A 12,841-nucleotide genomic window follows, 5' to 3' on the forward strand; every position below is an offset into this window, starting at 1 on the left:
TGTGAAGATAAAGGAGCGAATGCACTACTAACTCAAGTTAATTAGGTTAAACGCTTGACATAGCAGCGCAAACCGTTGACTTTTGTGGTGATAGAATCTTCGATTTTGTCGGGGGCGCTGTCTTCTACACTGCCACCTATAAGCTGAAAAATGTCATTAGCCTGCATTTCCAACAGCCACTCATTGAACTCCGATCGCCCAATCCTTTCTCCGATCGCCCGACGCATCCGATAAATCGGGACTAAATCGTCTAAGTTATAATCCCGGTTCAAGCTGTCATACACATCCAGCGCCACAGCCTTAAAATCCTCATAGGATGCGATCGTCCCTACATCCCCCTTCCCTTTCTCAACCGCAACACTCGCCGCACCATCCTGATGCCGAATCCACTTCAACAAAGAATTCCCCAGCCGAGTACCGATTTGAGAACCGTCAAACTCAAACAGAGAATCCTTACTTTTCAAGCCTTCCGCTAAAACTTCTTTCCCCTTCGCGGTCAATTCCACCAGCGTCACCCGATTTACCAGCGAATACTCGATCGCCCCAGTCGCCTGCAACTCACCCAGCACTCCCAGATATCTCTGACTCGTCTCATTAGTCCGCACAATCCGCTTAGTCAAATCCCCCTTTTTCACCTTCATCTTCCCGCCGCTCAAATCCCACAAATTCAGCAGCACCCGAACTTTCGCCTTCGCATCCCACACCGCTTGCTCTTCCGGTGTCAAAGTTATAGGCACCGCAATTTCACTTTTCTCAGACATATCCATACCTTTAAATACTTGTTTTTACTCTTAAATTTTACCAGAAACCTTGCTGGCCAACATTTAAACTTTTTCGCAAAAATCCGCGCGAGGCTACGCACAACTTATGCAAGTTTTATTTAAAAACAATTGGTATTGACTAAAATACGATTTTTTGATAAAATAGCGGATAAAACGAGCGATCGCAGTTCAAATTCTCCGCAGTAAATGCGATCGAAACAATTTTAAGCACAGCCCGCTACCTCCTAGCAAACTCAACAAATATAGCGCTCTCAACCGCAGCTAATAACCAGCAAACCAGCGTAACTGCGACTTTAGTTCAATGCTCGATTCTGCCTTTAGAAAGACGAATTCAACTTAGGCATCTTGTTACATTGCAATGGCAATCAAAACACTCAACAACAGTTTACCCATGAAAACTATTCCCGACCAAATTTCCAACATCAAAGAAAAACTTCCCGACTTGACTCCCACCCCTCCTGGTTTAAAAGCTCAAGCATCTAGCCACGACCTCAAAGCCCGTTTAGATTGGGGCGAACCCGGACTCACAATCATCGACGCCCGTGACTTTGAAACCTTCGCCAAAAGCCACATTACCGGTGCCGTACCGATGCCAATAGACGAATTAGTCGATCGAGCACAATCCAGTTTAGAACCCATCCGCGACATCTACATCTACGGCGAAAACGACGAACAAACCGCCGAAGCTGCCAATCTTCTCCGCGCAGCAGGCTTTAGAAAAGTAGCCGAACTAAAAGGCGGAATTCCTGGTTGGAAAGCCATAGACGGCCCCATAGACGGCGCTCTCGAACACGATAATCCTGGCCCCGACGCCTACAACGTTTTCTCTCGCTTGCAACACCACGCCCAAGCCCAGAAAACCAACAAATAATCCCACACAATACCTAGATACCCGACTTTTTCAAGAAGTGGGGTATCTAACAAAACAATTTGTTTGTAGTAAGGACTGGAGCCCTCTCTTAAAGCTGGTGGCCACTAAGCACTAACGTCCTTACTACAAACTTAATTGCGATCGTATAGCAATCCTAAATCAGTTGTAAAAATATGTAGGGGTAGTGCCCCCGTGCCTACCCCAGCCAAGGCGGGGCAACCACGGGGGGTTTGCCCCTACAAGAATTACACAAATCATTTAGGATTGCTATATAACCACACTAAATATTAACAGTCGTGGACGCCAAAAGTGCTTTAACACGCTACTTATACTGTAAGGTTCGCATTCCGCAGCCTACATAAACAAGTGTGCGTCCAAGACTGATTAACACTCATTCCTCGCGTCCAAAAATGCTTTAACTTCCCTTAAAACTTGCTGATTCCCATCAAAAGTAATCAGCTTAACTGCATCCTCAAAGGAAGTCCAGGCCGAATTTTGAACTTCCTCTACTTGCAACTGAACTTCCATTGAATTTACAAAAGCCAAAAAGTAAGTAACAGTCTTTTCAATTGATTCTCCTTCCTTCGCAGAGGAATAATGTTGCACAGAACTAGGCTTCCCTTCCTTAACAAAGGAATAACGTTCCACAAAACTAGGCTCCTCAAGCACTTCACAATCGCGGATGCCAGTTTCCTCCTCAAACTCCCGCTTCGCCGTTTCTAGCGCCGATTCCCCCGGATTCGCGTGACCTTTTGGAAACGCCCAATGTCCGGCTTGATGTTGAATCAACAAAAATAAACTATCAGTTTCAGTCGCAAAAACTGGCACAATCCCAAAAGCTTCATCTTTCATCTTTCTTCTTTTTCCTATTAACTATCGTGTTCTTAGAGTCCGCGAAGGCGGACTTGGTTTCTGTAGAAGCCAATTCCATTCGCGCGTAACTACAATTCCCACCCCAACCGAGTCGGCTGTTCATAAACCCGCTTCAAAGTATTAACATCCCTCGCTGAAATAGGCGGGGGATTTCTCACCTGAGAAAAATAAAGCACATCAGTTTCCATCAAACTGTGGCCCCAAATTCCCAAAGCGTGACCCAACTCATGCCGCGCCGTCGCCGGAACATACTTACCCACTTGATTCGGATTCAAATAAACCGAAAACCGATGAGATAAAACTGTTTTATCTCGCTCCCGACGGGCGTATAATTCATAGGTAGCCTCTCCAGAGCGCGATCGCAAAACCCCTTGACGCAAAGGCGGAGCCCGACGTAAAATCCTAATATCAGCCACCTCCGAACTATCCACCACTTCCAAAGGCAAATAAACCCCCCATTCCCGCACAACATCCAACACAGCAGCCACCCATGCTTCAGACTTATTAGCATCAACAGGACGCTCAACATAAACCTGAATCGGAAACTTCGACCACAACAAATGACCGAAATTCGGTGGCTTAACCTGGTCAAAATAATCACCGCTATCGGTGGAATCTTGCCAATTGGCCAGCGTTGGCGGCAAAGGGTGAACCTGTGATATCAATTCCGGTTGCACCGGAATGATTGTTGACTGTTGACTGTTGACTGTTGACTGTTGACTAGGGGTTGAAAAACTCAATGGTTGAGTGTTAACTGTTGACTCGATTTTATTATTCCGATGCAATCGGAAACGATATGAAGGCGGCCAACTATTCGGGAGAGGAGAAAGACTTGCAGCCGGAGTATTAACCTGACTCACAATTATCAGGCTAAAACAACATAAAGCCAATCCCAAACCAGCCAGCAATCGAGGTTTTACTGTAACTTTCCACAACCGCATTTTTGCAACCGCAGATAGACACAAATAGACGAAAATAAACGCAGATGAACTTGATATTATCTGCGTCTATCTGCGTTCATCTGCGGTTACAAATCCAAATCTTATAACTTAGGCGTTAACCAACCAGCACTCAAAATCACAGTCAAACCCATAAAAACAATAGACAGACCCCAAGTAATCCGGTTCAGACTCGTTTCTGCACTTTTGGCGCTGGTAAACAATTGAGCTTGTCCGCCAATCCCTCCAATACCATCGCCTTTAGGACTGTGTAGCAATACAAAAACCACAAGTCCTAAAGCAGACAAAGACCAGATCACTTGTAACACAGAAACAATATTCATAATCTGAGGTAATTGGTAATTAGTAATCGGTAATCAATCATCATATCAAATTCGGTCGATCGCACACAAACTCCTCCGGGACACGGCACTGCCCAAGGCGTGTCAACTTAAGCTCAAACGTAGTCAGAGACTGCTGTTTGACTATTAAATCTAGATCCCCCCTAGCCCCCCTTAAGAAGGGGGGGACAGGAGTCTTTTCAAAGTCCCCCTTCTTAAGGGGGATTTAGGGGGATCGAGACTCAGGTAAAAACGAGATTTATCAAGGGCTTCAGGCTTAAGTTGGCACGAATAAGGGCACAGTGCCGTGACCCTAGCTGTAACTAGATTTGACCCAGACTTTCTACAATCGAACTCGCACCGGAGTGCGATTGGCACGAACTTCAAAATTAGCGGGTTCAATCATAGAGCGCCCCGTCATCTCCGGGGGCTGAGGCAACCTCAACAGCTCCAGAATCGTCGGCGCAATATCCGCCAAACAACCGTCCGCCCTCAGAGGAACCTCCGTTCCGTGACCCGGAATCTTCCGACCTTCGCCTTCTACCAGAATAAACGGCACCGGGTTAGTAGTGTGAGCCGTCCAAGGATTCCCGTCCTCGTCAAACATCTGCTCAGCATTTCCGTGGTCAGCAATAATAATTGCCGTACCTCCAGCTTTACTAATGGCGCTCAACAGCCGCCCCAAACATTTATCCACAGTTTCGATCGCAATTATCGTCGCATCCATCATCCCCGTATGACCAACCATATCCGGGTTAGCGTAGTTAATCACCATAAACGAATAGATGCCTTTTTCCAAAGCCGTCACCACGCCATCCGTCACCAGGTCTGCCGACATCTGGGGCGCCTCATCGTAAGTCGCCACCATCGGGCTCTGCACCAACTCCCGGTGTTCCCCGATAAAAGGCTCTTCCAGACCCCCATTAAAAAAATAAGTTACGTGAGCGTACTTTTCAGTTTCCGCCGTCCGCAACTGCTGCAAACCGTTCTTAGAAATCACCTCGCCTAGAATATTGTTCAAATTCTGCGGTTCAAAAGCCACCATTACCGACGACAGTTTCGGGTCGTACTGAGTAAAACTCCCAAACGTCAGCGGCTCAATTAACTGCCGTTCAAACCCCTTAAAATCTGGAGATACAAAAGCCTGAGTCAATTCTCTAGCCCTGTCCGGGCGAAAATTAAAGAAAATCATCCCATCGCCGGATGCCACGGCCCCCGGAGAAATCCGAGTCGGAACAGCAAACTCGTCGGTCACTCCTTCAGTATATGAGGCCTGCAACACATTCACAGCCGATCGACCGTCAGGAGCACCCTCAGTCGTCATCACCTCGTAAGCGCGCTGCACCCGATCCCAGCGCTTGTCCCTATCCATAGCGTAGTAGCGGCCGCTGATGGTCGCAATCCGACCGACCCCTACCTCTGCGATATAACTTTCTATCTTGCCTAGAGCTTCGACACCCTCTTTCGGAGTAGTATCACGACCGTCAGTAATCGCGTGAATGCAAACATCAGAAATTCCCTGTGCTTTTGCTAATTGCAGCAAACCCTTAATATGACTGAGATGGGAATGAACCCCACCTTCAGAACAAAGACCAGTCAGGTGCAACTTGCCGCCAGTGGCGCGGACTTTCTCGCAAAGTCCAACCAGCGCCCGGTTGTTGAGCAAAGAACCATCTTCCACTGCATCCGAGATCCGCACCAACTCTTGAGGAACGACGCGCCCCGCGCCCAGATTCAAGTGACCAACCTCTGAGTTACCCATTTGCCCGTCTGGCAGTCCTACCGCCCGGCCCGATGTTTTAATCAGAGTTCTGGGATAAGCGGCCCAGAGACTGTCCATCACGGGTGTTTTCGCAGCGGCGATCGCATTTCCGTCTTTTTCTTCACGATAACCCCAGCCGTCTAGAATAATCAGCACTACAGGAGATACAGACGCTTGTGCCATGCGAATACCTTATTTACAATAATTAATTTCTCGATGGTCATGTATTTCCGATCTTGCGGAACATCTGCCGCTAATCAGTTTACATATTTTCTAGGCTCCGGCTGAACCATGCCTACCAAAATTCCCTCAGCCACAGCATTTTGGGAACTAATCTCGACCTGCTTTGGGAATTGTTTAATTGATTGCCTTGCCCTGTACTGTAGATGCACAGTCGGAGGCTGTTACCTATCTCACCAACAGCGACCCTGCTTTTGCCGCCGCATTTTCACGAATAGTTCAACGGTAGGTTGCTATTGAAACACTAAGAAGACTACCACAGATTGCCGACTTTTTCTACTGCCTTAAGGAATAGATTAAACAGCTTTGACTGGGCTGGGAATAACTTTAAACCAGTTGAGCACAAATCCGTTTTCGAATCGGCTCACTTTTAGCGGACATAAAATTCTACAACATCTTTTTTAATTTTGACATCGTAATTGCCAAAGAAATCGTGACCAAGCAGACCTATTGGCATTTGTTTGGCGATCGCCACTTCGACATTTTGGATCACAGCACCCCCAACCCGAATTGATCGCACTACGCCGATCGGGAACTCGACAACGCTACCGTCAGCGATCCCCGCTCTCACGGTACGCACCGGCCTTACTCCCAGTGCAGTAGCCATCCGTTGAGAAATCAAAGTGCCGCTTGCCCCGGTATCGAGAATCATCTCAAAAGTCTTGTTGCCGTTAAAAACCACATCAATCACCGGCGTCCCGCCAGCGCGACGCTTGATTTTAGCTTGAAATACCTGTGGATTCCCGCGTGGCTTAGCCGGTTGATTGGCTGGGGGTTTGGCACCAGGATTGGATGGGTTCCAAAACTGAGAGTACAATTTGCCAGTTGTGAATGCCGATCCCGTTATAGTGCGATCGAGCGGCTGGGAACTAACATCGGGCACCAATGTCATCACCTGAGTTTCTGGCTGATGTGAATAAGAATGCACCTCGCCCCCCACCGATCCCATACCAACCAAAACGCTCGCACAAACCAAGCCCGATCGCCAAATCCGCTTGAGAATCACTTTTGCCAATAATCTAAATACCTTAATTAATTCAATATGTCGAACAACGACCGCCATTGATATCCTAACTTGCTCCAGAAAACCCAGCGCCCGAAGAGCCTGATCAGATCATGAGGAATACTTGGCAATTTTTAAGCGATCGCATAACATCGAAACACAGATAAACTTATAAACGGCAACAGGCTGTAATTGCAGAGCCTTGTTGGAAATCTTGAAATTAAGGATTTAGGGGCGATCGGCAATGCACAAACTTTTATATTTTGCGACTATAGGACTACTAGCTTTCTCGATCGCAGGCTGCGGTGGCGAGGGCAGCAACACAGCCAGCCCCAGCCCCAGCCCTAGTGCAGCCTCTCCGTCTCCGGCAGCCTCTGCCAGCCCCACCCCAGGAACTCAGACTTTCCAGTCTCCAATAGTAGCCGCCCAGCCTCCCGGGTTAATTCGATCGACCAACCCAGACGAACGAGCGAGACAGGCTCAAACCAGTATCGGCAACAAAAAGGACAGGAATCCAACGCTTCCGCTTCAGCCGGTGCCCCAAGGCCCTGTGACAGCGAATCCTTCTCAGTTAGACCCATTTGGGCCGCTGCCGCCGATCACAGTTCAAAACCCTCCCGGAGTTGGCGATGTCCCGGGCGGAGTCCCAGCAGGACCGATGACAGTCAATCCGTTGCCCAAACTGCCGCAGCGACAGGTGGCCATGATACCTAAACTGCCAGAACTATCCCGCCCAGTCCAAATTGGAGGAGTTAAGCTCAAAGGCCCGGCAGCTCCCCAAATCAATCTCAGCCCGACAGCAAGAGGCGTTGTCAGCGAATTCAGGACGCTTCAGGCTCTGCTGGATGACACCACACAAAACTCTGAGTACGGTACTGATGTGCGTAAATTAGTCGAGACTATTTACGGAGTACCAGGAACAAGGAATTTTGGTGTAACCAGACGAGAGTTACTACTAACTAACCGACCATTATTCAGAAGAATAGAAAAGGCCCTAGGTGAATATGTGACAGCCTCAAACTTGTGGGACCTTTACGGAGAAAGATCACCTGCTGATGCTCTCCGGTGTTCCATCGTGCCGGAAATTGCCGAGGCAATTGAGGTATATCGACCGCCGACAGTAAGAAGGGGGGAACTTTCCTGTGTGACGCGAGGAAATTTGCTGCAAGCAGTTTGGCGACAGGGTAAGAATAGACTTGATGCAGCCCTCCGCGATCAAGACTATGAGGCGCGAACAATCGCAAAAGCGCCTCTTCTGCCAGTTCTATCAGCAAGCCCGACAAATCGTCAGCCAGCAGGCGAGACGGCCCTGGGTCGGGAATTAGCCCGGTTGCCAGAAGTGCCTGGGCTAAGCCCCCCGCCATTAGGGCGTCGCCCAGCGGGATCTCCGTTAATAGCAGCGGGCCCCGGAGATCCTTCTCTGCCGGGAGGCGAAGGCGCGCAAGTTGGCTCGCCGCGCCAAGTTCCGGGGCTGAATGCGCCTCAATTGGGCAGTCGCCCTGGACAGCCTGGTTTTCCAGGAGGCGAAGGCGCGCAAATTGGCTCGCCGCGCCAAGTTCCTGGACTCGATACCCCTCCATTGGGTCGTGGCCCCGGAGATCCTTATCTGCCGGGAGGCGATGGATCGCAAATTGGCTCGCCGCGCCAAGTTCCGGGGCTGAATACGCCTCAAGTGGGCGGTCGCCCAATTTCAACACCAACTACCGGTAGGAATCCGCGCCGTCCAGCACCCCCGCGCCCGCCCCAGCCAATTGCAGCTAGACCCATAGGAGTGCCGGATCTGCCGGAACTGCCAGTGGACAAGCGCCCGGCCCAGTGGAGAGACCCCAATCCCCCACCTCCTCCCCAGATCCCAGTAGTTGCGCCACCACCGCCACCGCCTTCTACTGACCTCGCTACAGGCACTGAAGTCAGCGGGGTGGTAAAAGTTGGTAACGAGACGCAAGTGATTGTCAAAGTACCGAATGAACCAACCAGCCGATATGTCAAAGTCGGGCAGCGGTTGTCAAACGGGCAAGTGTTGGTGAAGCGGGTGGATATCAAGCCCGGAGCAGATCCAGTCGTGATTCTGGAGGAAAACGGCGTTGAGGTAGCCAAAGGTGTTGGCGAAAAACCTGCAAGTCGCCAACAACCCGCCAATGCAGTTATTAGCCGTCTGTCAAATCCGAATAACTCAACGCGACGCTGAAAATAGACAGCAAAGTATGAAAAATGCTAAGGGCAAAAATTAGAGTTTTTGCCTTTTTGTATTTATGGCTGATATCGAATCTGAAGGTAAAATTAGTAGAGGGATTAAAAAATAGACGACTTTTCAGCGAGTCTTAGCTTCTATAAAATCCCTATTAGTAATAGAAGTCAAAGGAGATTTCTCATGCTCGGTTCAATTCAAAAATTAGGGATGGTGATATTAGTTGCTTCTTGTATCGGCAGCGCCACTAATCTCTTGAATCCCCAGCCATCAATGGCTCAACCAACACCAGAGCCAACACCAGAGCCAAAACCAGAAGAAGGAAAACGCTCTCCCTTCTGCCAAGGAAACCCTCCTACGGGAAGAGTGAAATGCAATTACGAGGGAGGCGATAACTACGAGGGAAACTTCGTTAACGGCCTCCCCGATGGCAGCGGAGTTTACGTGTATGCTAATGGCGATCGCTACGAAGGACAATTTCGCAATGGAGTGCCAAATGGTAGAGGGACATTCATTTTTAAAGATGATGGCCGCTACATAGGCGTGTTCCAAGACGGCACGATGAGGTCTGGGACGGTGATTTTCCCCAACGGCGAGCGCTACGTGGGAGAGTTCGCAGTCGTCAGAAACGTTCAGACTGATGCTATTAGCAGCCAACCTGCAGGGCGGGGTCAATTTTTTTACGACAATGGCGATCGCTATGAAGGACAATTCTTTGCAGGTTCCCCCTTTGGCCCAGGGGTATTAGTACGCAAAGACGGCACTCGCTGTTCCGGCAGGTTTTTTAATCAAGAACTAGACGCTAGTGTCTCCTGCACTTTCCCCAACGGTACGCGCTATGAAGGAGAATTGCGAAAGGGAGTGCCTCACGGTGTCGGGACGATGATCGATGCTAGCGGTAGGCGCTTTCCGGGGGTATATCGCAACGGCAAACGCGGAGTTTCGTAAAGCATAAATTGAGGTTTTCAGGCCACTTTTGACCAGAAATCGGACAAAAGACAAATGACGAACGAAAATAATATCCAGAAGCGCATAGGAGAGACTTAGTTAATGATTTCCCGTTTTAAAACCAGTGGAATTGCTGTATTAGTTGCATCAGTGTTGGGAATTGCTAGTTACGCGACTTATCCCTTGCCATCAATGGCGCAAGGAACAGGAGCTAAAACCGGTCGCTGCGTGCCAGCTATCGCTACAGGTAGGGTGAGGTGCGATTACGACGATGGCGATAGCTACATCGGACAGTTCGTTAACGGTTTGCCCAGTGGCACTGGGGTATACATATACTCCAGCGGCGATCGCTATGAGGGGCAGTTCCGTCAGGGCCAGCCAAACGGTCGAGGACAATTTATATTTAAGGACGACGCCCGCGTCGAGGGCATATTCCGAGATGGCAAAGTTAGTTCCGGGACAGCTATTTTTACTAATGGCGATCGCTATATAGGGCCGTTTTCTCTGGAGTGGAAAGTGGGTACGCCGACTGGACAGGGGCAATTCATTTTTGCTAACGGCGATCGCTTTGTCGGTCAATTTTTAGGGGGCAAGCCTTTAGGTACGGGAGTGTTCACCCGCGCTGACGGTACCCGGTGTTCGGGACAGTTCTTTAATCAAGAACTTGATGCTAGGGGTAGCTGCGCGTTTTCCAACGGTATCCGCTATCAGGGAGAGTTTCGTAAGGGATTGCCTCACGGCAAAGGGACAATTATCGATACCAGTGGCCGGCGGTTTCCGGGAGTGTTCCGCGACGGCCAGCGGCTCGAACGATAAACTGGGAATAAGTGCGATCTTTTAGTAAGGGCAGGTTGAGTGCTAATAATTTTTGCACAAAACCTGCCATTGCTAGGTTTTAAAGTCACAACTATTGATAATTTATGACCAAAGCACAGGGGATTTAAGCCCCCACCTTTAGGTGGATTGTTTTTAGGCAGGGGCTTAAATCCCCTGCCTAAAAACTTCGCACTCCGAAGTCAACTGTCAACTGTCAACTGTCAACTGTTAACGGCTTTTTCTCAACCGAATTGCTAATGTTAAATATCCACTTAATGGAGTTAATGGAGGCGTTTTAATATGACAACTACTGCTTCTGCTTCCGGCCGCACCGACCAGTTTCCCTTCGACTTTGCCCCGCAGCGGACTCAAGATGCTGACTTGTTGCGACAACTCGATTTTGTGCCCGGCTTGAAGGAAATATTGGCTTTGCGACAAGTTCATGCTTTGGAACACGCTACTGTTTGGGTACTAAGCCAATCGGTTGGTGCGGCCACAGCAAGAACCGATAATGAGTTATTGGGCGGGATGTCCACAGACCAAGGGTTCTATCTTTATGGCCACGTTAACATTGCACAGTTGCGTCAGGCAGTGCGCGAGGCTTTGCAGCGGATTGCCAGCGGAGAGTGGGATTTAGCTGTACATCCGCGCTGTGGCACGAATTTGTCGGTGGCAATGCTGCTAACGGCTGGACTTGCTGTTGGCATTAATTTAGCCTTACCGCGAGGGCCAATTTTACAACTTTTGGGTTTGGGTGCTGCAGCAGCGGCGGCGGCTCAGTTAGCTCCTGATTTGGGAGCTCTGGCTCAGCGGTACGTCACAACTGCTATTCCGTTTAATTTGAGTGTTGTTGATATTTCTGTAAGTCACGACTTCTGGGGGCGCGAAGCTCATTTTGTGCGGGTGCGTTGGGTTGAATAGCTGCACAGTATCAAGCCCGATCGATCGCAGTCATGGACGCAAAAAAGTGTCAACAATCACGGACTGTGCAACCGGAATATATCTAACTCATCTGCGTTAATCTGTGTTAATCTGCGGTCAAAAAAAGAGAATTTGTGAACCGCAGATGACAAGGGATTGACGCAGATTCACGCAGATGCAGATCGGAGATATCTGAATAATTCCGATGCAGCGCGGATTTGATAGAAGTAATAACAATTAACTCATGACTTCTGGGTCATCGAAGCTCCTAAATGCGATCGGGATCTACTCCTAATTCTCGCAACCTCACCGCTAATCTTTCAGCCCGTTGTTCAAGTTCATGGAACCGAGCTTGTTCTGCTTTAATCAACCCTTCAACTAATGGCGGAGACAGTATTTCATTCACTGATAATGTCAGATTGGGAAATACTACAGATACCATTTGTTGCCCCGCCATAAAATCAGTCTGGGTATAGATGTCTTCCCCTTCAGGAAAGGCTAAAATTCGCACGAGTTCCTTGTTAGGTGTAGGGTCAACAATTACATATTCAGGTACGTTAGCTAGTTCGTACTCAGCTCGTTTAATCACATAATCGGCGCGCCGATTTTGACTCACTACCTCTATGACTAACAGGAGCTTTTCCTCAAAATCGAGGATACCAGAACCTGGTCTAGCAGCAGCTTGTTCTAAAAGACTTTGAGTGCAAACAACTACATCAGGAATCCGAGAGGTATCTTCTTCTGTTCTGACTCCCAGGCCTGTTTTTGCTACTAAGTCAAGATTGTGTTCAGCTAAATAACGCTGCAATTTGTAAACTAAATATTCGCAAATTTTGATATGTAAAACTGTTGCGGTTGGCATCGCAATTAATTTGCCTTTGTACAGTTCATATTGTAGGTCGGAATCAGTTTGATAAAATCGGTATTCTTCAAAGGTCAAAGTGGGTGAAGTATCAATTTGCTTTGATTCAACAACTGGCACTACAGATTGAGACATATCTTTTCACGGATGTCGATATAATTATCTTATATTCAATCTGCTTCGATCTGCGTGCATTTGCGGTTAAAAATTCCCAATTATTGATCGCACTTGCCACCCGAATTGTCAGAGAATAGTTGAATAGTGTAAAATCAACTTTGCGATCGCCCCGATAACTC

The 12,841-nt window shown here is 48.6% G+C and carries 12 protein-coding genes; 5 read left to right on the top strand and 7 right to left on the bottom strand.

Translation table 11 applies throughout. The features are described 5' to 3' along the window. Positions 1–41: 41 nt before the first annotated feature. The gene (locus QUA58_RS17570; protein WP_333395055.1) at positions 42–761 is read right to left on the bottom strand and encodes a hypothetical protein; all 720 of its coding nucleotides are present in this window, start codon (positions 759–761) and stop codon (positions 42–44) included. Between the two features lie 379 nt (positions 762–1,140). Here QUA58_RS17570 and QUA58_RS17575 point away from each other — a divergent pair, with 379 nt between their 5' ends. Next, the gene (locus QUA58_RS17575) at positions 1,141–1,653 is read left to right on the top strand and encodes a rhodanese-like domain-containing protein (protein ID WP_333395057.1); all 513 of its coding nucleotides are present in this window, start codon (positions 1,141–1,143) and stop codon (positions 1,651–1,653) included. Positions 1,654–2,037: 384 nt separating this feature from the next. On the opposite strand, the gene QUA58_RS17580 is transcribed toward QUA58_RS17575, so the two are convergent. The 5 genes from QUA58_RS17580 to QUA58_RS17600 all read right to left on the bottom strand — a co-directional run bounded on the left by QUA58_RS17580 (position 2,038) and on the right by QUA58_RS17600 (position 6,870). Then, entirely contained in the window at positions 2,038–2,505 is a 468-nt protein-coding gene (locus QUA58_RS17580; RefSeq protein ID WP_333253498.1) for an NUDIX domain-containing protein, read from the bottom strand. 89 nt (positions 2,506–2,594) lie between these two features. Further along, a complete protein-coding gene (locus QUA58_RS17585; protein ID WP_333395059.1) occupies positions 2,595–3,467 on the bottom strand; it encodes a peptidase in 873 nt (290 codons plus the stop codon). Between the two features lie 101 nt (positions 3,468–3,568). After that, on the bottom strand, positions 3,569–3,808 hold the full coding sequence (gene secG / locus QUA58_RS17590) for a preprotein translocase subunit SecG (RefSeq protein ID WP_332957461.1): 240 nt from the start codon (positions 3,806–3,808) through the stop codon (positions 3,569–3,571). A 340-nt stretch (positions 3,809–4,148) separates the two neighbouring features. After that, on the bottom strand, positions 4,149–5,750 hold the full coding sequence (gene gpmI, locus QUA58_RS17595; RefSeq protein WP_333395060.1) for a 2,3-bisphosphoglycerate-independent phosphoglycerate mutase: 1,602 nt from the start codon (positions 5,748–5,750) through the stop codon (positions 4,149–4,151). A 427-nt stretch (positions 5,751–6,177) separates the two neighbouring features. After that, positions 6,178–6,870, bottom strand: coding sequence for a retropepsin-like aspartic protease (locus tag QUA58_RS17600; RefSeq protein WP_333395062.1), 693 nt, complete (start codon positions 6,868–6,870; stop codon positions 6,178–6,180). Positions 6,871–7,054: 184 nt separating this feature from the next. Between QUA58_RS17600 and QUA58_RS17605 the strand changes: the two genes are divergently transcribed. From QUA58_RS17605 to QUA58_RS17620, 4 genes are all read left to right on the top strand, one after another. Then, entirely contained in the window at positions 7,055–8,998 is a 1,944-nt protein-coding gene (locus QUA58_RS17605) for a hypothetical protein (RefSeq protein ID WP_333395063.1), read from the top strand. A gap of 183 nt (positions 8,999–9,181) precedes the next feature. Then, on the top strand, positions 9,182–9,946 hold the full coding sequence (locus QUA58_RS17610) for an MORN motif-containing protein (RefSeq protein ID WP_333395064.1): 765 nt from the start codon (positions 9,182–9,184) through the stop codon (positions 9,944–9,946). A gap of 102 nt (positions 9,947–10,048) precedes the next feature. Continuing rightward, positions 10,049–10,762, top strand: coding sequence for an MORN motif-containing protein (locus tag QUA58_RS17615; protein ID WP_333395066.1), 714 nt, complete (start codon positions 10,049–10,051; stop codon positions 10,760–10,762). A gap of 300 nt (positions 10,763–11,062) precedes the next feature. Beyond that, complete coding sequence (locus tag QUA58_RS17620; RefSeq protein WP_333395067.1) at positions 11,063–11,683, top strand: DUF6391 domain-containing protein; 621 nt, start codon at positions 11,063–11,065, stop codon at positions 11,681–11,683. A 268-nt stretch (positions 11,684–11,951) separates the two neighbouring features. Here QUA58_RS17620 and QUA58_RS17625 read toward each other — a convergent pair whose 3' ends face one another. Continuing rightward, positions 11,952–12,680: a Uma2 family endonuclease gene (locus tag QUA58_RS17625; protein WP_333253511.1), complete on the bottom strand. Its 729-nt coding sequence runs from the start codon at positions 12,678–12,680 to the stop codon at positions 11,952–11,954. Positions 12,681–12,841 lie beyond the last annotated feature (161 nt).

This window comes from Microcoleus sp. N9_A1 (assembly GCF_036701795.1).
Classification (GTDB): domain Bacteria; phylum Cyanobacteriota; class Cyanobacteriia; order Cyanobacteriales; family Microcoleaceae; genus Microcoleus.